The 22,781-nt window shown below is 42.8% G+C and carries 21 protein-coding genes; 17 read left to right on the top strand and 4 right to left on the bottom strand.

From position 1 onward, the window contains the following. Nucleotides 1-135: 135 nt before the first annotated feature. Together V7783_RS11080 and V7783_RS11075 are read left to right on the top strand one after the other, a co-directional pair. A complete protein-coding gene (locus V7783_RS11080; RefSeq protein ID WP_335678764.1) occupies nucleotides 136-1,623 on the top strand; it encodes an NAD(P)H-hydrate dehydratase in 1,488 nt (495 codons plus the stop codon). Between the two features lie 186 nt (nucleotides 1,624-1,809). After that, entirely contained in the window at nucleotides 1,810-3,702 is a 1,893-nt protein-coding gene (locus V7783_RS11075) for a methyl-accepting chemotaxis protein (protein ID WP_335678763.1), read from the top strand. A 56-nt stretch (nucleotides 3,703-3,758) separates the two neighbouring features. On the opposite strand, the gene rnk is transcribed toward V7783_RS11075, so the two are convergent. The 4 genes from rnk to V7783_RS11055 all read right to left on the bottom strand — a co-directional run bounded on the left by rnk (nucleotide 3,759) and on the right by V7783_RS11055 (nucleotide 6,971). Then, nucleotides 3,759-4,172, bottom strand: coding sequence for a nucleoside diphosphate kinase regulator (gene rnk / locus V7783_RS11070; RefSeq protein ID WP_335678762.1), 414 nt, complete (start codon nucleotides 4,170-4,172; stop codon nucleotides 3,759-3,761). Between the two features lie 188 nt (nucleotides 4,173-4,360). Then, nucleotides 4,361-6,007, bottom strand: a complete 1,647-nt coding sequence (gene groL, locus V7783_RS11065) for a chaperonin GroEL (protein WP_335678761.1) — start codon at nucleotides 6,005-6,007, stop codon at nucleotides 4,361-4,363. 46 nt (nucleotides 6,008-6,053) lie between these two features. After that, on the bottom strand, nucleotides 6,054-6,341 hold the full coding sequence (locus V7783_RS11060) for a co-chaperone GroES (protein WP_054204533.1): 288 nt from the start codon (nucleotides 6,339-6,341) through the stop codon (nucleotides 6,054-6,056). Between the two features lie 153 nt (nucleotides 6,342-6,494). Next, nucleotides 6,495-6,971, bottom strand: a complete 477-nt coding sequence (locus tag V7783_RS11055) for an FxsA family protein (RefSeq protein ID WP_335678760.1) — start codon at nucleotides 6,969-6,971, stop codon at nucleotides 6,495-6,497. A 162-nt stretch (nucleotides 6,972-7,133) separates the two neighbouring features. On the opposite strand from V7783_RS11055, the gene cutA reads away from it, so the two are divergent. The 15 genes from cutA to V7783_RS10980 all read left to right on the top strand — a co-directional run bounded on the left by cutA (nucleotide 7,134) and on the right by V7783_RS10980 (nucleotide 22,713). Next, complete coding sequence (gene cutA / locus V7783_RS11050; RefSeq protein ID WP_064668227.1) at nucleotides 7,134-7,454, top strand: divalent-cation tolerance protein CutA; 321 nt, start codon at nucleotides 7,134-7,136, stop codon at nucleotides 7,452-7,454. Further along, nucleotides 7,454-9,283: a protein-disulfide reductase DsbD gene (locus tag V7783_RS11045; RefSeq protein WP_335678759.1), complete on the top strand. Its 1,830-nt coding sequence runs from the start codon at nucleotides 7,454-7,456 to the stop codon at nucleotides 9,281-9,283. Before cutA ends, V7783_RS11045 begins: the two co-directional genes overlap by 1 nt. A 227-nt stretch (nucleotides 9,284-9,510) precedes the next feature. Continuing rightward, nucleotides 9,511-9,963 carry a type II 3-dehydroquinate dehydratase gene (gene aroQ, locus V7783_RS11040; protein WP_335678758.1) on the top strand — a complete coding sequence of 151 codons (453 nt, stop codon included), beginning with the start codon at nucleotides 9,511-9,513 and terminating at the stop codon, nucleotides 9,961-9,963. 32 nt (nucleotides 9,964-9,995) lie between these two features. Further along, nucleotides 9,996-10,460 (top strand): acetyl-CoA carboxylase biotin carboxyl carrier protein, encoded by a 465-nt coding sequence (gene accB, locus V7783_RS11035; RefSeq protein WP_335678757.1) that lies wholly within the window; start codon nucleotides 9,996-9,998, stop codon nucleotides 10,458-10,460. Nucleotides 10,461-10,487: 27 nt separating this feature from the next. After that, nucleotides 10,488-11,828: an acetyl-CoA carboxylase biotin carboxylase subunit gene (gene accC / locus V7783_RS11030; RefSeq protein WP_335678756.1), complete on the top strand. Its 1,341-nt coding sequence runs from the start codon at nucleotides 10,488-10,490 to the stop codon at nucleotides 11,826-11,828. A gap of 139 nt (nucleotides 11,829-11,967) precedes the next feature. Beyond that, nucleotides 11,968-12,435 carry a tRNA (adenosine(37)-N6)-threonylcarbamoyltransferase complex ATPase subunit type 1 TsaE gene (tsaE, locus tag V7783_RS11025; protein ID WP_210795883.1) on the top strand — a complete coding sequence of 156 codons (468 nt, stop codon included), beginning with the start codon at nucleotides 11,968-11,970 and terminating at the stop codon, nucleotides 12,433-12,435. Nucleotides 12,436-12,469: 34 nt separating this feature from the next. Beyond that, on the top strand, nucleotides 12,470-13,813 hold the full coding sequence (locus tag V7783_RS11020; protein WP_335678755.1) for an N-acetylmuramoyl-L-alanine amidase: 1,344 nt from the start codon (nucleotides 12,470-12,472) through the stop codon (nucleotides 13,811-13,813). A 16-nt stretch (nucleotides 13,814-13,829) separates the two neighbouring features. Next, nucleotides 13,830-15,686: a DNA mismatch repair endonuclease MutL gene (gene mutL / locus V7783_RS11015; protein WP_335678754.1), complete on the top strand. Its 1,857-nt coding sequence runs from the start codon at nucleotides 13,830-13,832 to the stop codon at nucleotides 15,684-15,686. Nucleotides 15,687-15,723: 37 nt separating this feature from the next. Next, nucleotides 15,724-16,614: a tRNA (adenosine(37)-N6)-dimethylallyltransferase MiaA gene (gene miaA, locus V7783_RS11010; RefSeq protein ID WP_335678808.1), complete on the top strand. Its 891-nt coding sequence runs from the start codon at nucleotides 15,724-15,726 to the stop codon at nucleotides 16,612-16,614. Nucleotides 16,615-16,693: 79 nt separating this feature from the next. Beyond that, on the top strand, nucleotides 16,694-16,957 hold the full coding sequence (hfq, locus tag V7783_RS11005) for an RNA chaperone Hfq (RefSeq protein WP_064668197.1): 264 nt from the start codon (nucleotides 16,694-16,696) through the stop codon (nucleotides 16,955-16,957). A 16-nt stretch (nucleotides 16,958-16,973) separates the two neighbouring features. Continuing rightward, nucleotides 16,974-18,257 (top strand): ribosome rescue GTPase HflX, encoded by a 1,284-nt coding sequence (gene hflX / locus V7783_RS11000; RefSeq protein ID WP_335678753.1) that lies wholly within the window; start codon nucleotides 16,974-16,976, stop codon nucleotides 18,255-18,257. 106 nt (nucleotides 18,258-18,363) lie between these two features. Beyond that, nucleotides 18,364-19,530 (top strand): FtsH protease activity modulator HflK, encoded by a 1,167-nt coding sequence (hflK, locus tag V7783_RS10995; protein WP_335678752.1) that lies wholly within the window; start codon nucleotides 18,364-18,366, stop codon nucleotides 19,528-19,530. A 5-nt stretch (nucleotides 19,531-19,535) separates the two neighbouring features. Beyond that, complete coding sequence (gene hflC / locus V7783_RS10990; protein WP_335678751.1) at nucleotides 19,536-20,414, top strand: protease modulator HflC; 879 nt, start codon at nucleotides 19,536-19,538, stop codon at nucleotides 20,412-20,414. A 216-nt stretch (nucleotides 20,415-20,630) separates the two neighbouring features. Next, nucleotides 20,631-21,944 carry an adenylosuccinate synthase gene (locus V7783_RS10985; RefSeq protein ID WP_335678750.1) on the top strand — a complete coding sequence of 438 codons (1,314 nt, stop codon included), beginning with the start codon at nucleotides 20,631-20,633 and terminating at the stop codon, nucleotides 21,942-21,944. 145 nt (nucleotides 21,945-22,089) lie between these two features. Next, complete coding sequence (locus V7783_RS10980; RefSeq protein WP_335678749.1) at nucleotides 22,090-22,713, top strand: tetratricopeptide repeat protein; 624 nt, start codon at nucleotides 22,090-22,092, stop codon at nucleotides 22,711-22,713. Nucleotides 22,714-22,781: the final 68 nt, after the last annotated feature.

Genomic DNA, 22,781 nt, shown 5'->3' with positions numbered 1-22,781 from the left:
CAATTCATCAGAGGACAAAAGGCTGTATTAGGTCGTTTATCACAAGAACTATGCAATAAGGTTGGGTTTTGGTAATCATTTGACTGCTATTCTCACCACTTATATGCTGGTTAAAAGCCCACCTAAAGGATCAATATGTCAGCTAATTTATCTCAACGAGTGTTTTGTGCCGAGCAAGTACGAACTCACGAGCCCGCCGCCGCAGCGCAATCTGGCGTAGCTATGTATACGCTGATGGAGCGAGCTGGTAAAGCGGTGTTTGATCAGACAATTAAGCATTTTCCGCAAGCTCAAAATTATGTGGTGTTGGTTGGGGTGGGTAATAATGCTGGTGATGGCTATATCGTTGCAAAGCTTGCTATACAGGCGGGCAAGCAGGTGATAGTGATTGCAGCTGCGCCAGATAAACTATTAACGGGTGATGCACTTACAGCGCAAGAAGCATGGTTTGCAGTCGGTGGTGAAATCGCGGCATATCATCAGCAAACTATAAATAACGCTGATATTATTATTGATGGCTTGTTGGGCACTGGTATTAGCAGCGATGTGCGAGAACCTTTTATTGAGCTAATTGAAGCTGCAAATAGCAGTCGCGCGCCAATTGTGGCGATTGATTTGCCATCGGGTATTAACGCCGATACTGGAGTGGTGCAGGGAGTGGCCATTCAAGCTGATATTACAGTCACTGTGGTTGCTATTAAGCAAGGACTTGTTACTGGTGCTGGGCGTGCCTGTGCAGGCTTATGTGAGTTTGATGATTTATCTGTCGGTGATGTGTTTATGCAATTGGCGACGCTAAGTGCTGAGCTTATAAGTTATCAAACATCTCAAGGCTTAGCGAAAAGAAGCAACAATAGCCATAAGAGTAGCCATGGTAAATTGTTATGTGTTGGCGGGAATACAGGTACTGCGGGGGCAATACGCTTAACTAGCGAGGCAGCGCTGCGCAGCGGGGCTGGCATGGTGAAAGTATACACACATCCCGAGTCAGTACTCGCTGTTAGCATTGGTCGCCCTGAGCTAATGGTCACTGCGACAGATTTAATTACAGCACTCAAGTGGGCTAGCTGTGTTGCGATTGGTCCAGGGCTTGGGCAAGATGAATGGTCAACCACCACCTTCGAAACAGTGATGCAATATTGCTGCACGCACAACAAGACGTTAGTGATAGATGCTGATGCGCTAAACCTGATTGCTCAAAGCTCGCCTGTAACCTCATTGAAAAATGCGGTGATCACACCTCATCCAGGTGAGGCCGCACGGTTACTGAGTTGCTCTGTAAGTGATGTAGAAGCAAATCGTTATCACAGTGCTGCACAACTTACTCAAAATTATGGAACTTGCTGTGTGCTTAAAGGGGCAGGCAGTATTATTACTAATAGCACTAATACCTGGGTTTGTACTGATGGCAACCCAGCACTCGCTGTCGGCGGCAGCGGCGATGTACTTACAGGCATTATTGCTGCGCTTATCGCGCAAGGGCTAACAACAGAACACGCTGCTTGTTATGGCGTAACATTACATGCCAAAGCCGGTGACATCGCTGCACAGCGCGATGGTGAAAAAGGTATGCTGCCTAGTGATTTATTTAAGATAGTTAGACAACTCATTAATGACAAATAACGGATCAATATACTTACTGCAACTGTTTTGGGGAACTTGTTTTGCTAAATGCACTACAGTCCCTATACTCTAATTTGCGCGGCTATTATTTACTACTAAGGTAAGAAGAAGATGTTGATACAAAAAAAAATGTACCTAGGGAGTTTTCTGCTGCTGTTGTTTGCTTTAATTATTCTGTCAGGAATAATGCAGCTTGTTGTTACGCCAATTATTAAAAATGATGCTATATCCAGCGCAAAACTACAAGCAAAGGTAATTGGCGAGTCATTAGCAAAAGACTTAGCTAAAAGTGCTACCTTAACGCAAAGTTTAGCCGTGGTAGCTGAAACCTTACCACTGCAGCAAGCGGCCTTTATTGAGAATATTGCTCCTTTGATCGCAAGTGGCAAAGGTATAGCGGGTGGTGGTATTTGGCCGGAACCGAATAAAATGCTGCCTTCAGCAGAAAAAGCATCTCTTTTCTGGGCAAAAACAGGCAATGGCCAATACCAACTTTTAGATGATTACAATCAACCTGATAGCAGCGCGTATCAGCAAGAAACCTGGTATAAAAATGCTATTAACGCTAATCGCGGTGAGTGCGTTTGGTCTGAAGCTTATGTAGACACGGTATCTAATGTGCCAATGGTTACTTGTTCGGTAAAAATAATTCGCGATAACCAATTTTGGGGGGTTGCCACCTTAGACGTTGAGCTGGCATCTATCGAAAGCTCATTGATCGCGGAGAACAATGCCACGGGCACCTATAACTTTATTTTAGATAGCGCCGAGCAATTGGTATCGATCCCATTGATACGCGATACTAACTTAGCAATGATGAGCCTTACTCAGGTTGCCAGTAAAGACAGTAGCTTAAAGCCATTGGTCAGCGCTTTGCAAAACGGCAATACAACTGTTGCTGAATTTGCCAGTGGGGTGGTTAATAATGACGAATCTATTTTAGTAACCTACTCATTGGCAGATCAAAATTGGCGATCAGGGGTTATTATTCCTGCCGCAATTGCCAAGAAAACCGTTAACACCCTCACTTATTATTTATACGGTTCATTTATCGCCCTTATTCTCGTTTTTGTATCAGTATTACTGATTTTTGGTAATCGCCTGGTGCAGCAAATTAACACCACTACAGAGCAGGTTAGAATGTTAGTGCAAGGTCGCACCAATTCAAAATTAGCTGTGCGCGGTAGTGATGAAATGAGCCACTTATGCGTCGCAATTAATGACTATGGCGATCATTTGATTAAGATATTAGAACAGATCAAAACAGAAGCCGCTGCGGTTAAAAACAACGCTGAAGCGATGGATAATTTAAGTAATAACAGCCAAATTCGCACGCAAGAGTTAATGGAAGAAAACAATATGTTGGCTGAAGCAATTAGCGAAATGTCGATAGCAGCCTCATCAGCTTCACAAGATGTATTGAGTGTTGCTGATATTACTACGCGCTCAGCTGATTTAGTGAATTCTGGTTTTGATGTTATTGAGAAGAGTGCCGAATCAATCCAATTATTATTTGATAAATTAACGGAATCATCAGATGCCATTTCACGGATTGCACAAGACTCAAAACAAGTGGGCTCGGTGCTTGATGTGATTATGAATATCTCTGAACAAACTAACCTACTTGCACTAAATGCTGCCATTGAAGCCGCTCGAGCAGGTGAATCAGGGCGTGGCTTCGCGGTAGTCGCTGATGAAGTTCGAACCTTGGCACATCGTACTCAGCAATCGGCTGGCGAGATTGAAACCATGATCAGTCAATTACAGGAAGCCGCGAGCAGAGGGGTTAGCGTTATAGGCCAATGCCGTGAATATTCTGAAGTAGTGAACGAGCGCTCAGCGACAACGCGCGCGCAATATGAAAATATTGTCACCGCGTTTAACGATATTAAAGAGCGCTCATCAAGTATTGCCGTAGCGACTGAAGAGCAATCACAGGTAACTGAAAACGTGAAAAACTTGGCAGAGCGAATTCGTGAGATCTCTGTGCAAAATGCCAGTGATGCTGAAGAATTCCGTAGTGTCAGCAAAGATTCAAATAGCCAAGCACAGCGTTTATACCAAATCAGTCAGCAATAAGTTTGATTTATAGTCCACGTTAGAGTTTGCTGAAGATGCTAACTCTAACTTAACTCTTAGCGGTGCAGTTCACCGGCTCGTTCAGGCTGATAAGTGACTGCTTTTATTTTCACTTTGATGAGGCCGCCAGCTGGTTTTGGCCATTCAATTTCATCACCTTGTGATAGGCCAAGTAAGGCGCTGCCAACAGGGGCTAAAATTGATATTTTATCAGCGCTTGCATCAGCATTTTTTGGATACACTAAGGTCTTAGTGAATTCTTCTTGGGTCGATTCAACAATAAAGTTTACCGTTGAGTTCATAGTAACCACTGTCGAAGGCATATCTTTTGGCTCGACTATGGTTGCGCGACCGAGTTCAGCTTCAAGTTCTTTTTCGCCAGCGAAACTGCCAGCTGGTAATGATTCCATTAAATCATACAATCTATCAGCATCGAGCGATGAGATGATTAGCTCAGGTTTTTTATTCATCTTAATATCCTTAACAATGTTGTATAAATAAAATTAACTCTAAGTATGGTTTGCTACGCAGTTCAAAGACTGCTCTACGCTGGAGTCATTTTATTTGCAAGTTATATCCGCTATTTTATCTTTGCCCATAATGCTAAAAACCCAGCCGAAGCTGGGTTTTTAATTGAGCTAGATGGTTAGGAGATGAATTACATCATCCCGCCCATTCCACCCATACCGCCCATGCCGCCCATATCAGCGCCGCCAGCTTCATCCTTTGGGATTTCAGCTACCATTGCTTCTGTGGTGATCATAAGGCCAGCAATCGAGCCTGCAAATTGTAGTGCAGAGCGCGTTACTTTAGTTGGGTCTAGAATACCCATTTCAATCATGTCGTTGTATTCGCCAGTTGCTGCGTTGTAACCGTAGTTACCTGTGCCGCCTTTAACTGCGTTAATAACTACAGACGCTTCGTCACCTGCGTTAGTAACGATTTGACGAAGTGGTGCTTCCATAGCACGTAGTGCTACTTTGATACCGTGGCTTTGATCTTCGTTGTCGCCAACTAAATCAACTAGTTTGCTTGCTGCACGTACAAGTGCAACACCACCACCCGGTACTACGCCTTCTTCAACCGCAGCGCGAGTTGCATGAAGTGCATCTTCAACGCGGTCTTTTTTCTCTTTCATTTCGATTTCAGTAGCAGCACCTACTTTGATTACTGCAACACCGCCGGCAAGTTTAGCCATGCGCTCTTGTAGTTTCTCTTTATCGTAGTCTGATGTTGCTTCTTCGATTTGTGCTTTGATTTGAGCAACACGACCGCTGATACCCGCTTCTTCGCCAGCACCATCGATGATAGTAGTATCATCTTTGGTGATAACTACGCGCTTTGCAGTACCTAAGTCTTCAACCGTTGCTTTTTCAAGCTCTAGACCGATTTCTTCAGAGATAACAGTACCGCCAGTTAATACTGCGATATCTTGTAGCATTGCTTTACGACGATCGCCAAAACCAGGTGCTTTAACCGCTGATACTTTAACGATACCACGCATGTTATTAACTACTAATGTAGCTAGCGCTTCGCCTTCAAGATCTTCAGCGATGATAAGTAGTGGCTTGCTTGCTTTAGCAACGGCTTCTAATGTAGGTAGTAACTCACGGATGTTAGATACTTTTTTGTCTACAAGTAGAATGAATGGGTTATCTAATTCAACGGCGCCTTTTTCTGCGTTGTTGATGAAATACGGAGATAGGTAACCACGGTCAAACTGCATGCCTTCTACAACATCTAGTTCGTTCTCAAGTGATTGACCTTCTTCAACTGTGATCACACCAGAGTTACGGCCTACTTTTTCCATTGCTTCTGCAATGATGTCACCAATCTCTTTATCAGAGTTAGCTGAAATAGTACCTACTTGAGCGATTGCTTTTGCATCGGCACAAGGTACTGAAAGCTCTTTTAGCTCAGCAACCGCTGCGATGATTGCTTTATCAATACCGCGCTTAAGGTCCATTGGGTTCATACCCGCTGCAACCGCTTTTAAGCCTTCGTTTACAATTGATTGTGCTAATACTGTAGCGGTAGTTGTACCGTCACCCGCTGCATCATTTGCTTTAGATGCAACTTCTTTAACCATTTGTGCGCCCATGTTTTCAAACTTGTCTTCAAGTTCGATCTCTTTTGCCACTGATACACCATCTTTAGTGATCACTGGAGAGCCAAATGATTTGTCTAGAATTACGTTACGGCCTTTAGGACCTAAAGTTACGCGAACTGCGTTTGCTAAGATGTTTACGCCAGCTAGCATTTTAGCGCGTGCATCACCTGCAAAAAGTACTTCTTTTGCTGCCATGATTAGTTTCCTTTAAATTCTTGAATGTGTTAAACGAAAAGTAGGTTTAGCCTACAATGCCTAAAATATTGTCTTCACGCATGATCAGGTACTCTTGACCTTCGATCTTTTCAGCTTTTTCAACATATGAGCCGAATAACACAGTGTCACCGACTTTAACTTCTAATGCTCTTACGTCACCGTTATCTAGAGTACGGCCATTACCAACAGCGACAACTTTACCGCGAGTTGATTTCTCAGCCGCAGAACCAGTTAATACAATACCGCCAGCAGATTTGGTTTCTTCTTCTAGGCGCTCAACGATCACGCGATCATGTAAAGGACGAATGTTCATTTTGTTTAGTTCTCCTAACAGTTTCTGAACAGGACAGAAAAAAGCTTTATATGTACCAGTTTGCTTTAAACCTAATGATTTAAAGCAATTGATTTAGTTGTACTCAGTAATGGGGGTATTGCGTCAAAACCCAAGTGGAAAAAATTAAAATTTTTAATCTTTTCGCTCGTACTCGCCGTCAATGGTGGTCGGCTCGCTCATTTTACGTGGTTCTGGCTCTGCATGAGTGTGCTGATTAAATGATGTTGGGCCTTGTTGCATGCCTGCACTCATACGTACTGTGGCTTGACTAGCAAGGCCTGCAGCTAGTTTATTGCGAATAGCTGGGGTTAATAATAAAAAGCCAAATACATCAGTCATGATGCCTGGTGTTAGTAATAAAACACCTGCGATAATCACACATAACCCGGTAAATAACTCTTTGGCTGGCATTTGTCCTTTCGCCATTTGGCTTTGCACATTTTGCAGTGCGCCCATGCCTTGCGTTCTAACTAATTTTGCACCAAATATTGCGGTGATGATCACTAAGGCAATGGTGGCAAAGCCGCCAATTACATCAGCGACTTGAATTAATAAAGCGATTTCAATAATCGGCACGAGAATAAATAACAAAAATAAAAATCTAAACATAAGGCTCTCTAAATAGTGCTCACGTAACATCGTGATGAAATACAAATATGGGTTACACGGTCTTTTTTCAAGGCTGGTGGTAAAGCTACACTAGCTAACTACACTTTGCCTTAGCTATCAGCTACTATGGCGTTGGGCAGAGCAATCAACCAAAGGTTCAATATGACGACTCATTTTCGACTTATTTTTACCACTTGCGCGGATGTAAGTGAGGCACGCTCGATGGCTGAGCAATTAGTTAAACTTAAACTCGCAGCGTGTGTGAACATTCTTCCTAATGTGGAATCTGTTTATATGTGGCAAGGAGAGGTTGCTCACGCAACCGAGTGTAAATTATTGATTAAAACGAAGTCAGAAAAAATGAATGAGGTAATTCAGACTATTAAGCGATTACATAGTTATGAGATCCCTGAAATTCAGGTTGTTGATGTAGCCACTGGCAATTTAGCCTATTTTAATTGGATGGATGAGGTACTTAATTAATGCGTTGTTTTCTTTTATTGCTTTGTGCGCTTTCGCTGTTTCCAGCCCAAGCTGCGAATAAAGATTTATTGAGTAATTTACTACAGCCCGCAGAACAAACATTTTTACCGGTTGAACAAGCATTTTCATTTGATTTTGATCAGCAAGGCAGCACGCTATTTATTGGTTGGGATATTGCACCCGGTTATTACCTTTACAAAAAGAAGCTGGAAATTATTGGCAAGGGTGCCGATATTCAAGTCCCCGATCTTGGCAAAGGGGTCGTTATTGAAGATGAATTCTTTGGCAAAACCGAGGTGTTTTTTGATTCACTCAGTGTGGTTAGTAAGTTAAGCAATGTAGCGAAAGATGGCGTAGTTAAAGTTCGCTATCAGGGCTGTGCTGAAGCAGGGCTGTGTTACCCTCCTGAAATCATTACCATTCCATTGAGTATAATTGCCGGAGAAACTCCTGCAGCGGATAGCGCAAGCACAGGTAATGCGTTAGCTGCACTTAGCGCCGCATCGCCTGCTCCTGTAGTTGATGATAGTGCTGTAAATAATGAACCAGAAAAAGAGTTAAATTTTACCGAAAAACTAGCCTCGCAAGGCTTACTGGCTAACTTAGCTATTTTCTTCTTAGTGGGTATTGGTTTGGCATTTACACCCTGCGTGTTTCCGATGTTTCCGATCTTGTCGAGTTTAATTGCCGGGCAAAAAAATCTATCGACTAAAAAAGCGTTTGCACTGTCTTTTGTGTATATCCAAGGCATGGCGGTGACTTATGCGGCGCTAGGTTTAGTGGTGGCTTCATTAGGTGGTCAAGTGCAAGGCTATTTGCAGCATCCATTTGTATTGATCAGCTTTAGTATTTTATTTGTATTGTTAGCTATGTCGATGTTTGGCTGGTACGAAATCAAACTACCTAGCGGCATGATGAGTAAGCTCACTCAAGTGAGTAATAATCAAAAAGGCGGCAATTACATTGGCGTATTTTTAATGGGCGTGTTGTCGGGTTTAATTGCGTCACCTTGTACAACAGCACCGTTATCCGCGGCATTATTATTTGTAGCGCAAAGCGGTGATTACCTCGTGGGTGGCTTAACTTTGTATGTGCTGAGTTTAGGAATGGGTATTCCATTATTACTACTTGGTACTTCTGGCGGAAAATTATTACCTAAAGCGGGTGGTTGGATGGAGCAAGTTAAAACCCTGTTTGGTTTTATCATGTTAGTTGTACCGCTTATATTGCTTGAGCGCATTGTTGATGCTGAGGTCATTTTGTTAATGGCAGGTCTGCTGGCAATCGCTACCGCACTGTATTTACATCATTGGCAGAGCGGTCAAAGCCAAGGAAAATTAAAAACCGCTCTGTGGTTTGTTGCTACGTTATTAGTGATTGGCGGTGCGAGTTTAACTAAAAATTATATTTGGCCAGCCGAACACACCGTTAACACTGCAGCGGCTGAGCAACAGGAACGTGGTTTTAAGTTGGTTGCTAACTTAGCTGAGCTTAAAGAAGCAATTAATGATGCAAACAGTGATGGCCGTTTAGTGATGGTTGATTTGTATGCAGATTGGTGTGTTGCGTGTAAAGAATTCGAAAAATACACCTTTCCTGACGCTAAAGTGCAAGGTGAGTTTGCAAATTTTGAGTTGTTAAAAATAGATTTAACCGAAAGTGATGACACCACAATCGCAGTAATGGAAGAATTTACGGTATTTGGGCTACCAAGTATTTTGTTTTTTGATACCCAAGGCGAAGAGCTTGCAGCGCAGCGTGTGACGGGCTTTTTAAACGCAAAGGACTTTGCTGAGCATTTAGCAAAAGTGAAAAATAGCGCTAAATAAACATTTTTCGTACTGCTATTTTAAACGCCACTTTATATGAGTGGCGTTTTTGTTACTGTTATAGTTACTAGTGATTAGACCAGTATTTTGCTGCTATTTACATCGAACTGGCTATAATAGGTGGTTAACGTGAGAAATAGTTGCTATTTTAGTTTTCTCCCCTTACATTTTACGGGGATTTCTAATCAAAATGGCTTAACTCATTATTTATAGGATTATCGCGTATTATGGCTGCAAAATTTAAACTTTTAGTTATAAATGGCCCTAACTTGAACATGCTAGGTAAGCGTGAGCCAGATAAATACGGTTCGCAAACCCTTAGCGAGATTATGAGCGAACTAACAACGGTTGCTGATGGTCTAGGTGTGGAGTTAACGCATTTTCAAAGTAATGGTGAGCAAGCTTTAATTGAGCGCATACACAGCGCTTGGCAGGCTATTGATTACATTATTATCAACCCAGCAGCATTTACGCATACAAGCGTGGCTTTACGTGATGCATTACTGGCGGTTGATATCCCGTTTTTTGAAGTGCATTTAACTAATGTGCACGCGCGGGAAGCGTTTCGCCATCATTCATATTTTTCTGATGTGGCGCAGGGCGTGATATGTGGATTAGGCGCAATGGGTTATCGCGCAGCACTAGAAGCTGCCGTTAATCGGTTGCAAAACGCAAATTAATTTTAACACACAAACTAGAAGGCGGGTCGTTCATGGATATTCGCAAGATCAAAAAACTAATTGAACTAGTAGAAGAATCAGGTATTGCTGAATTAGAAATCACTGAAGGTGAAGAATCAGTACGTATCAATCGTAATAACATGAGTGCAGGTCCAGCTTACGCTCCACAGTATGCACCTCAATATGCACCAGCTCCTGCGCCAGCGGCACCAGCAGCTGCCACAGTTGCAAGTGCAGAAGCAGCAGCTCCTGCAGGTCCTACTGGTCATCAAGTATTATCACCTATGGTTGGTTCTTTCTATTCAGCAGCTTCGCCAGAAGCACCATCGTACGTTGAAGTGGGTTCACAAGTTAAAGTAGGTGACACGCTTTGTATCATCGAAGCGATGAAAATGATGAACCAAATTGAGTCAGATAAAGCGGGCACAGTAAAAGCGATTTTAGTTGAAAATGGCGAGCCAGTAGAATTTGATCAACCGCTATTCATCATTGAATAATAGCGTAACCTAATAAGGCCAACTCTTATGTTAGATAAAGTAGTCATTGCAAACCGAGGTGAAATTGCACTTCGTATCTTGCGCGCCTGCAAAGAGCTTGGGATCAAAACGGTTGCTGTGCATTCAACGGCGGATCGCGATCTTAAGCATGTATTGCTTGCAGATGAAACAATTTGTATTGGTAGACCTTCAGCGACAGAAAGTTACTTAGATATTCCGCGCATTATCGCTGCTGCTGAAGTGACAGATGCTGTCGCTATCCACCCAGGTTATGGTTTCCTTGCCGAAAACGCTGATTTTGCTGATCAAGTTGAACAAAGCGGCTTTGTATTTATCGGTCCTACAGGCGATACCATTCGTTTAATGGGTGATAAGGTATCGGCAATTAGCGCGATGCGTAAAGCCGGTGTACCATGTGTGCCAGGTTCTGACGGTCCGGTATCGGATGACAAAGAACGCAATATGCAAATCGCTAAACGAATCGGTTATCCGGTTATCATCAAAGCTGCAGGCGGCGGTGGTGGTCGTGGTATGCGAGTGGTGCGTAGCGAAGCTGAACTCATTGATTCTATTGCTTTAACGCAACAAGAAGCTAAACAGTTTTTTGGTAATAGCATGGTTTACATGGAAAAATTCCTTGAGAACCCACGCCATATCGAAATTCAAGTACTGGCTGACGGCCAAGGCAATGCGGTTCATTTAGGTGAACGTGATTGTTCTATGCAACGTCGCCACCAAAAAGTAGTTGAAGAAGCGCCAGCACCAGGTATTACAGCAGAAGTACGTAAATTTATTGGTGAGCGTTGTACGCGCGCATGTATCGAAATCGGTTATCGTGGTGCGGGTACGTTTGAGTTCTTATACGAAAACGGCGAGTTCTATTTCATCGAAATGAACACCCGTATTCAGGTTGAGCACCCAGTAACAGAAATGGTCACTGGTGTTGATTTAATCAAAGAACAGCTAAAAATTGCAGCGGGTCAGCCACTGTCGTTCACTCAAGATGACGTTGTTATTCGTGGCCATGCCATTGAGTGTCGTATTAACGCTGAAGACCCTGAAACGTTTATTCCGTCACCGGGTAAAATCACGCGTTTCCATCCAGCGGGTGGTTTAGGTATTCGTTGGGACAGCCATATCTATGCTGACTACACAGTGCCACCACACTACGATTCAATGATTGGTAAGCTAATTACTTACGGTGAAAACCGTGATGTAGCCATTGCCCGTGCACGTAACGCATTGAATGAGCTTGTGATTGACGGTATTAAAACTAATACGCCATTGCATAAGCGCATTTTAGCGGATGAAAACTTCCAAAATGGTGGCACTAATATCCACTATCTTGAGAAGAAGCTAGGCCTGTAAACGAGGTATAACCGTTTATATGTAAAAAAACCGGCAACTTTGTCGGTTTTTTTGTGTCTGATGATCGCTGACTCGCCTTAGCAAAATAATCTGGTATGATTAACAGGTTATCGTTTTTAATACTATCCATGAGGTAAGAATGACGCACAGTGTTGGTTTTCAACTCGCTGATGAAGCTGCAACGGTTAAAATGGGCAATCAACTTGCAGGGTTAATGGAGCAAGGTGCAGTTATTTATTTACATGGTGATTTAGGAGCCGGTAAAACCACTTTAACCCGTGGTGTGATCCAAGGCTTTGGTCATCAAGGTAAGGTTAAGAGTCCAACATATACGCTTGTGGAACCCTATGAATTGGCAACGGCCAATGTGTATCATTTTGATTTATATCGTTTAGGCGATCCAGAAGAATTAGAATACATGGGTATTCGTGATTATTTTTCGCCAACTGCAATTTGTGTGGTGGAATGGCCTGAAAAAGGCGGTGAGTTTATTCCCACTCCTGATTTAGATATTACTTTACGTTATGTTGGCGATGCCCGAGAAATTGAAATTAAAAGTATTAGCCCGCGTGGCGATAGTATTGTGAATAAACTCAAATCAGATTGAATAACAACAAATAATAAAAGGTGTAGTGATACAGATGAGTCGAGCTGTCATAAAGTGGATGTGCGGTTTTTTGCTGTTAGCAATCAGCGCTAGCCTCTATGCACAAAATACTATTAATAGTGTACGGGTTTGGCCATCGCCAGATAGTACGCGGGTAGTATTCGACCTAACGGATAAGCCCGATTTTAGTTATTTTATGCTGAAAAACCCATTGCGTTTAGTGGTTGATTTAGAAACGACAGATAAAATAAAAGATTTACCTGCGATCCCAAATAAGCACCAAATTGTCAGTAAGCTACGTTATTCAAAAGCAAAAAGCAGTAACGGCGTAAGGTTTGTATTTGAGCTAACAGGGCCGGTTAAGCCAGTGATCTTTGCTTTAGCGCCTACTGGACCTTACAAAAATCGTTTGGTCGTTGATTTATATGACAAAAACCAGCCTGAGTCGGCAGCAGTCAGCAGCAGTGCTGCGGTTAAAAAACGTGAGCTTAATCAGCAGCGTGATATTGTTATCGCTATTGATGCGGGTCATGGCGGTGAAGATCCCGGTTCAATTGGCCCCTCAGGCACTTACGAAAAAGATATTACACTGCAAATTGCGAAACGCTTAGAGCGGATGATTGATGCCGAGCGCGGCATGATCTCACGCATGGTGCGCCGTGGTGATTACTTTGTAAATTTAAATACCCGTACTAACCGTGCTCGTGAGAAGAAAGCTGATTTTTTTGTTTCTATTCATGCTGATGCGTTTACCAGTCCGCAACCAAGTGGCGCATCAGTGTGGGTGTTATCACTGCGCCGTGCTAACTCAGAAATTGGTAAATGGCTCGAGGATAAAGAAAAACATTCAGAGCTACTTGGCGGTGCTGCCGGGGTGATTAAAGATACTGCCAGCGAGAAATATTTAGCACAAGCGCTACTTGATATGTCGATGGATCATTCCATGAAAACGGGCTTCAGTGTCGCAGAAGAAGTGATGGATGAATTAAAGAAAGTCGCCAAAATGCATAAAAAAGCGCCACAAGCGGCTAGTTTTGCTGTATTAAAATCACCGGATATCCCATCAATTTTGGTGGAAACAGGATTTATTTCCAACCCACGTGAAGAGCGCTTATTAAAAAGTGCTAACTATCAAGAGCGTTTGGCGAAAGCGATATTTACCTCGCTAAAAAGTTATTATCTTAAAAACCCACCTGGTGACTCGTTATTTGCGTCATTAAAATCTCAATATCCAACTAAACATAAAGTTCGCCCAGGTGAATCATTAAGTTTGTTAGCTAGTCGCTACGGGGTATCGGTGGGAAAGCTTAAACAAGTTAATCAATTAAAATCTAATACCTTGTTTATTGGTCAAGAGTTAGACATTCCGCAAAGTTAAAATCGTTAGGATTAGTATGAGTATTGAAATATTACCCGCGCGATTAGCTAACCAGATTGCCGCGGGCGAAGTGGTTGAAAGACCCGCATCGGTGGTCAAAGAACTCGTTGAAAATAGCCTAGATGCAGGCGCAACTCGCATTCAAATTGATATCGAACGCGGTGGTCACAAACTGATCCGCATTCGTGATAATGGCTCAGGCATTGATAAAGATGAGCTTACATTGGCGCTTTCTCGCCATGCTACCAGCAAGTTAAAATCCCTCGATGATCTAGAGAATATTTGCTCGTTGGGTTTTCGTGGTGAGGCACTGGCATCAATTAGTTCGGTATCACGCTTAACGTTAAGCTCAAAAACACAGCACCAAGAAGCTGCATGGCAAGCGTTTGCTGAAGGCCGCGATATGGCGGTACAAGTTAAACCGACAGCGCACCCCAACGGCACAACTATTGAAGTTAAAGACTTATTTTTTAACACCCCAGCTAGGCGCAAATTTTTACGTACTGAAAAAACAGAATTTACGCACATTGATGAATTGATCAAGCGCATTGCGCTGAGTCGTTTTGATGTGTCGATTACCCTCACTCATAACGATAAAGTGGTGCGCCAGTATCGCGCGAAAACAGATCCGGCACAGGCAATTACTCGGGTTGCACAAGTTGCCGGCAAAGCGTTTGCGGAACAAGGTTTGTATATTGAGTCAGGCGAGCCTGGTTTGCAATTACACGGCTGGGTACTACCTGTGGGCTCGGCAAATACCACACAATATACTTATGTAAATAATCGCATGATGCGCGATAAACTTATTTTACATGCAATTCGCCAAGCGTTTGAAGAAGTTGCAGGGCAAGAAGAGTTGCCGGGCTTTGTTATTTATATTGATATTGATCCACGCCAAGTTGATGTAAATGTGCACCCTGCGAAACATGAAGTGCGTTTTCATCAAGGGCGCTTAGTACATGATTTTATTCTACAGGCCATTAAACAGGTCGTGCTGCCGCTACAAGATGAGTTTGCTGTTGTTGACCCACAGCCAAGTTCACCACACGCGGCTTTAGATCACCCTCACACTAGTGCATCACAACCGCACTCTAACAGCGCTGCTGGCGAATTGTTTGATTACCCTAAATCAAACCTGCAACCTCTTGAACGTAGTTACAGTGGCGCTCAATCGGCTTCTTCACGCAGTGGTGGCGGATATGGAGGCGCAAGCGGTAGCACAAACCAAGCGAGTCGCGCCAATCATCATGATGTCAGTGCATTTTATCAAGGTGTTAATGAGCAGCATGCCAGCCACTTTGACCAGCCGACAGCTGCCACGACTGAATTACCGGCATCTAATCCTCGCCACCCTGGGCAGCCTTTACTTGTGCAAAGTGATGGCGGTTGCGTGTTTAGCCAGCAGCAGCAACTGTATTGTTCACACTTTAAATATTTATTAGTGACAGATTGGCTGGAACTGATTGCTGAGCAAGGCAACTTAGAAGGTAAAGCGTTATTGTTACCTGTAAGAGTCAATATTAGTAAAGAAGATAGTGTGTGTTTAACACAGCAGCAATCGTGGTTTACCTTGCTCGGTTTTGAATTACTGATTGAAAAACAATTTGTGATGGTGAAAAAACTACCGCAGAGCTTATACCTGTTAGATGTGAGCCAAGCTATAGATGCTTTGTTAAAAGCAGCACACGCTGAGCTTGAGAGTATTGAAGATTGGTTGCACTGGCAACTAAGCCAAATACCGTCACGCTTTTATGCCAGCCAAGCATTTGCTGAGGATGTCGCGCGGATGCAAAATAATCCGCAAACAATTCAGCGTTTAGCTGCAAAAGCAGTTAAAATAGATTTAAATCATTTTTTAGCACAATTAGATTAAGGTCGCCGAGTTGAGTAATTTACCTGTCATTTTTTTAATGGGCCCAACCGCTGCCGGGAAAACTGCGTTAGCTATTGATTTATGTCAGTATTTAAAAACTGAAATAATCAGCGTCGATTCAGCCTTAGTGTATAAAGATATGAATATCGGCACTGCAAAACCGGACGCAGCAGAGCTCGCGCTCGCGCCACATCACTTAATTGACCTAATTGACCCGAGTGAAAGCTACTCTGTGGCAGATTTTCGTCGTGATGCGATTGAAAAGATTGACCAATTTCACCAACAAGGTAAAGTGCCAGTATTAGTTGGTGGTACAATGATGTACTTTAAAGCATTAATTGATGGTTTATCGCCATTACCAGAGGCATGCCCGATCATTCGAGCAGAACTTGAACAACAAGCTAAGCAATATGGTTGGCCTGCATTGTATAAAGAGTTACAAGCAGTTGACCCTCAGGCCGCTCAAAAAATGAGTGAGAATGACTCGCAACGTATCAATCGTGCGTTAGAGGTTTATCGCTTAACGGGTAAAACGATGACTGAGCTGCAAAAAAGTAAGCAGCCGAGTTTACCCTATACGTTCCATCAATTTGCGATTGCACCGGATGATCGTGCTGATTTGCATGAACGTATAGCACAAAGATTTAAAATAATGCTTGAGCAGGGGTTTGAAAATGAAGTTTCATCCCTATATCAACGTAAGGATTTACACCCAAACTTACCTTCTATTCGTTGCGTGGGTTATAGGCAAATGTGGGATTACATTGCTGGCGACACTGAGTACGATGAAATGGTGTTTCGCGGTATTGCAGCAACACGACAGCTTGCTAAACGTCAACTGACGTGGCTAAGAGGTTGGCCCGATGTAACGTGGTTGACAACGGGTGATGAAGAAAACTTGCAACGTGTTGTAAGTTCGCTAAGCTAGTAGTAGTTGAAATTTTTTAGCTTTGTTAAATGAGTTCAGCCACTTAATTATAATAACACCTAGAACGAAGGAAAATAACATGGCAAAAGGCCAATCGTTACAAGACCCATTTTTGAATGCGTTACGTCGTGAGCGTATTCCAGTATCAATCTTTTTGGTTAATGGCATCAAACTACAAGGTAAGATCCAGTCATTTGACCAATTTGTTATTTTACTCGAAAACACCGTAAATCAAATGGTGTATAAACATGCGATTTCTACTGTAGTTCCTGCTCGTGCTGTTAACTTCCAAGGTATTCAAGGAAGTGAAGACGGTGAAGAGCCTGAAGCTGGAAATTTTTAAATTAGGAGCATAATGTTTGTTTGACCGTTATGAAGCCGGCGAACAGGCAGTCTTAGTTCATATCGACTTTCCAAAAGAAGGGGATCGTGAAGATCTTCATGAATTAGAAATGTTGGTATCTTCTGCTGGTGTTAGCAGTTTGGCGGTTGTGCAAGGCAGCCGTCAAGCACCACATCCGAAACTATTCGTCGGTACCGGAAAGGCTGAAGAAATCGCTGAGATTGTCAAAATCCACAACGCAGATGTCGTCATTTTTAATCATCAACTCAGACCGTCACAAGAACGCAATTTAGAGCGCGTTTGTCAATGTCGTGTGCTTGATAGAACGACGCTTATTCTTGATATTTTTGCGCAACGTGCACGTACCCATGAGGGTAAGTTGCAGGTTGAGCTTGCGCAGCTGCGGCACATGTCAACTCGCTTGATCCGCGGGTGGACTCACCTTGAGCGTCAAAAAGGCGGTATTGGTCTGCGCGGGCCAGGTGAAACACAGCTAGAAACAGATAGACGCTTGCTGCGAGTACGCATTCAAAGTATTCGTGCACGATTAGAAAAAGTGGCCATACAGCGCGAGCAAGGTCGTCGTGCGCGTAACCGCAATGAAATTCCAACCGTTTCGCTTGTTGGTTATACAAACGCGGGAAAATCGACGCTATTTAATCGCATTACCAACTCTAATGTTTATGCTGCCGATCAGTTATTTGCGACCTTAGATCCCACTTTACGTAAACTCGAAATTGAAGATGTTGGCGCGATTATTTTAGCCGATACCGTAGGCTTTATTCGTCATTTGCCTCATGATTTAGTGGCTGCATTTAAAGCAACCTTAACAGAAACCCGAGAGGCTGATTTGCAGCTTCATGTGGTGGATGTCGCTGATCATCGTCGCAAAGAGAATATAGAACAGGTACAATCGGTTCTTAAAGAAATTGAAGCGGACGAAGTGCCGCAATTGCTGCTATACAACAAAATTGATGCGCTGGAAGATATTGAACCGCGTATTGATCGGGACGACGAAGGCACGCCAATTCGAGTTTGGTTGTCCGCTCACAGTGGTGCCGGGTGTGAGTTGTTGTCACAGGCTATCAGTGAGCTGTTAGCAAAGAAAATGTTTGTACACACACTTAAATTAGCACCGCAGTTTGGCCGATTACGTGCCGCGTTGTTTAATTTAAATGCTGTACATGAAGAAGATTTTGATGAGCAGGGTCAATGGTTGTTAGCTACTCGTATGCCTATGGTAGAGTGGAACCGTTTAAGAAAAGAGTTTGGTCCTGAAATCGACGCTTTTATTTCGTAATTCGAAAAAACTACCGCACAATGTCATTTTTAGTATGAGAACAGCGGTATTTTTGTTAGATTTAACGTAATTACCTAAATTATTTAGATAACAATGGAGTATAGCTATGGCCTGGAATGAACCGGGTAATAATGGCAATGACAAAGATCCGTGGAACAAAAAAGGCGGACGTGATCAAGGCCCACCTGATTTAGACGAGGTGTTTCGCAAGTTCAGCGGCAAGTTTGGCGGCTTATTTGGCGGTAATAAATCCGGCAATGGCGGCGGCGGACTCGGTGGAGCTGGTCTTTCATTTGTGCTAATTATTGCGGCAATTGTATGGGCACTGAGCGGTATTTATACCGTCAAAGAGGCTGAGCGCGGCATCGTATTACATTTTGGTCAGTTTGACCGCATTGCAGATCCAGGTTTGCGTTGGAAAATGACATTTATTGAAACAGTCGTTCCGGTTGATATCGAAGCTGTTCGTTCGTTATCAACGTCTGGCTTTATGCTAACCGAAGACGAAAATGTGGTTAGTGTTGAATTCCAAGTGCAGTACCGTGTAATTGACCCATTCTTGTATAAGTTTAGTGTTACTAATGCTGACTCGAGCTTAGAAGAAGCATTAGAAAGTGCGCTACGTTATGTTGTTGGCCATTCAAAAATGGACCAAGTATTAACAAACGGTCGTGAGGTTGTGCGTCAAAATACGTGGGATGAATTAAATAAAATCGTTGAACCTTACAATTTAGGTTTGATCATAACTGACGTTAACTTTAAAGATTCACGCCCACCGGCTGAAGTTAAAGATGCCTTTGATGATGCTATTGCTGCACAAGAAGATGAACAACGTTTTATTCGTGAAGCTGAAGCTTATGCCCGTGAAATTGAACCGCGTGCTCGTGGTCAAGTAACACGTATGACGCAAGAAGCAGAAGGTTATGGCGAACGTATTATTTTAGAAGCGCAAGGTGAAGTGGCTCGTTTTGAAAAGCTACTACCTGAATATCAGGCAGCTAAAAAAGTAACCCGTGAGCGTTTATATATTGATGCTATGGAAGAGGTACTCGGCAATAGCTCAAAAGTGTTAGTCGATGTTAAAGGCGGTAATAACATGATGTATTTACCACTTGATAAAATCATGGAAAAACAAGGTACAGCAACCCGCGTTGCATTGCCAAGTTCAAGTGATATTAACGACTTACGCAATAAAGTTAATACTTCGCGCAATAGCACTGTGAACTCAAGTTCAGACCGCTTTGGCGCTGATCGCTTTAACGACGGGAGATAAGCGCAATGAAAAACTTTAGTTTAGTTCTACTATTAGCGGCCGTTGTGTTGTCGTTTTCGTCAGTGTTTGTTGTACCTGAAGGGCAAAAAGCGATTGTAATGCTATTCAGTAAAGTACAAAAAGACGATAGTGGTGAAGCAATTGTGTACAGCCCAGGTTTACAATTCAAAGTGCCTTTCTTTAGCCAAGTACGTCGTATTGATGCGCGTATTCAAACTTTAGATGGTACGCCGGATCGCTTTGTAACTAGTGAGAAAAAAGACTTAATAGTTGATTCATACGTTAAGTGGCGTGTAAATGATTTTAGCGCTTTTTACTTACGTGCTCGTGGCGATAAGCAATATGCTGAAGCGCTACTTAAGCAAAAAGTAAACAATGGTCTGCGTACTAACTTTGGTTCACGTACTATTCGTGAGATTGTATCTGGCGAGCGTAGCGAGCTAATGGAAGAAGCGTTAGTACAAGCGTCTGAAAGCGCGCAAGAGCTAGGTATTGAAGTACTTGACGTACGTGTTAAGCAAATTAACTTACCATCAGAAGTGAGCAACTCAATTTATCAACGTATGCGTGCAGAACGTACCGCTGTTGCTAAAGAACATCGCTCTGAAGGTCAAGAGAAAGCCGAAACAATCCGTGCTGAAGTTGACCGCCGTGTAACGGTCATGCTTGCTGATGCAGAGCGTAATGCGCGCACTGTACGCGGTGAAGGTGATGCCAAAGCGGCAGCCATTTATGCTAACGCTTACAATAAAGATGCTGAATTCTTCGGTTTTGTTCGTTCATTAGAGGCCTATAAAAAGACCTTTAAAGATAAGCAAGACGTGATGGTGTTATCACCAGACAGTGACTTCTTTAGATATATGAAAGGTGCTGCTGCGCAGTAATCATTTCCTACATCGAACACAAATCCAAACCCTGTGTATGCAGGGTTTTTCTTTTAGTAAGACAGATTATTGTGAATAACTTAAAGTTATTCAACCAGTTAATTTTTATTGTAGTGGTCGTTAAATGATCAAGCAGAAAAAATAACCTAAACGGGGTGATCTTTGCCCTTATTTTCTGGTAAAATCTCGTCCTAATTTTTTCTAAGTGAATTTACAATGGGTAAAAACGTTGTTGTATTAGGCACCCAATGGGGTGACGAAGGTAAGGGTAAGGTAGTTGACCTCCTTACAGACAAAGCATCTTTAGTAGTTCGTTACCAAGGTGGCCATAACGCAGGTCACACTTTAGTTATCGGCGGTGAAAAGACAGTTTTACACCTTATTCCATCGGGTGTATTACGTGACAATGTTAAATGTGTGATTGGTAATGGTGTTGTAGTTTCACCAGAAGCGCTAATGAAAGAGATTGGCATGCTTGAAGAACGCGGCGTACCAGTACGCGAGCGTTTATTAATAAGCGAAGCATGTCCGCTAATTTTGCCTTTCCACATCGCATTAGATGTAGCCCGTGAAAAAGCACGCGGTAATAAAGCTATCGGTACAACGGGTCGTGGTATTGGTCCAGCGTATGAAGATAAAGTTGCCCGTCGTGGTTTACGTATCGGTGATTTATTCAACCCTGAGCTATTTGCTGCAAAACTTAAAGAAGTATTGGAATACCATAACTTCACATTAGTTAACTACTACAAAGTAGATGCAGTTGATTTCCAACAGACTTTTGATGATGCAATGGCTGTTGCGGATATCCTTAAAGCAATGGTTGTTGATGTTACTGAATTACTTGATCAAACTCGTCTTGCTGGCGACAACATCTTGTTTGAAGGTGCACAAGGTACATTACTTGATATCGATCACGGTACTTACCCGTATGTTACATCTTCAAATACCACTGCCGGTGGTGTTGCGACAGGTGCAGGTTTTGGTCCATTAAACCTTGATTACGTACTGGGTATTATCAAAGCTTACACCACGCGTGTTGGTTCTGGTCCTTTCCCTACAGAGCTTTACGATGGCCTTGAAAAACAAGACCCAGTAGGTAAGCACTTAGGTACTGTTGGCCATGAGTTTGGTGCTACAACAGGTCGCCTACGTCGTACTGGTTGGTTAGATGCTGTGGCAATGCGCCGCGCAGTGCAAATTAACTCGATCACAGGTTTCTGCTTAACTAAACTAGATGTTTTAGATGGTTTAGAAACGCTTAAAATTTGTATTGGTTACCAACTTGAAGATGGCACTGTTACTAACGTAACGCCACTTGCCGCTGAAGGTTATGAGAAAGTAACCCCTGTATATGAAGAAATGCCAGGTTGGTCTGAGAACACAGTAGGTGCTACCTCTGTTGATCAGTTACCACAAGCAGCTTTAGATTATATCAAGCGTATTGAAGAAATCACCGGTGTACCTGTTGATATTATTTCTACCGGCCCTGATCGTGTAGAAACTATGGTATTACGCAACCCATTTGCATAATCACCAATAGTGCTAAAAAAGCTGCCTAGTGCAGCTTTTTTTGTGGCTATTTTTCAGCTTTATTAAAATAAGCATGGATAAATTTCATTCTGGAACGATCTTTGTATAAACTTTAGCAAGATGGTTTTTAATTAAAGTGACCTAAATGCGTTTGTTATCTTGTTTATCATTAGTGCCGCTCTGTATATTATTGACAAGCCACGCTAAAGCGGAAGAACCAATAGCCGCAGTACCTTTGTACACTGAGACCGAGCTGTTAGCACTGATCAATAAAAATACCCATTTAGCCCGTGTAAAGGCAGATGATTGCCAGTTAGTGCAAGATATCGAAGCGCGAGCCAATAAAATGGCACTGCCTTCTTATCAATTCCTATATGGCGATATGCTTGCTTACGCGGTGTGTGTTGACCGTAATGTAGAGTTAGGTGTGTATTATATGCGCCAAGCCGCTCAGCAAGGCTTAGCGGCGGCATTAGAGCAGCTTGGACGTTACTATGATACTGGTCGGCTTGTGCAAAAAGATAAAGCACTGGCTGTAACCTATCTGCGTGAAGCTTCATCACAAGGTAATTTAAAAGCACAATTACGCTTAGTTAATTTATTTAACCAAGGTTTTGGCAGCCCTCGTGATTATGAAGATGCTTACCGTTGGCTATTTCATGCCATGGTGGCTGATAAAGCCACGCATAAAAAAATAGAACGATCACTCGCTCAGCTTGCACAAAAAATGCCTGATAGTGTCGTCGCTCGGGCGCGTTTGCCGATGTAGATGTGAGTTAGTTAGCGAGTTAGAAAGGGTAAAGTTAGCAAGTTGAAAGTAAAAGGGCTAGGTGTAAC

This window comes from Pseudoalteromonas sp. (assembly GCF_036960685.1).
Lineage (GTDB): Bacteria > Pseudomonadota > Gammaproteobacteria > Enterobacterales > Alteromonadaceae > Pseudoalteromonas.
Note: the sequence above shows the minus strand (reverse complement) of the source record. Positions and strands in the feature narration are given on the sequence as shown.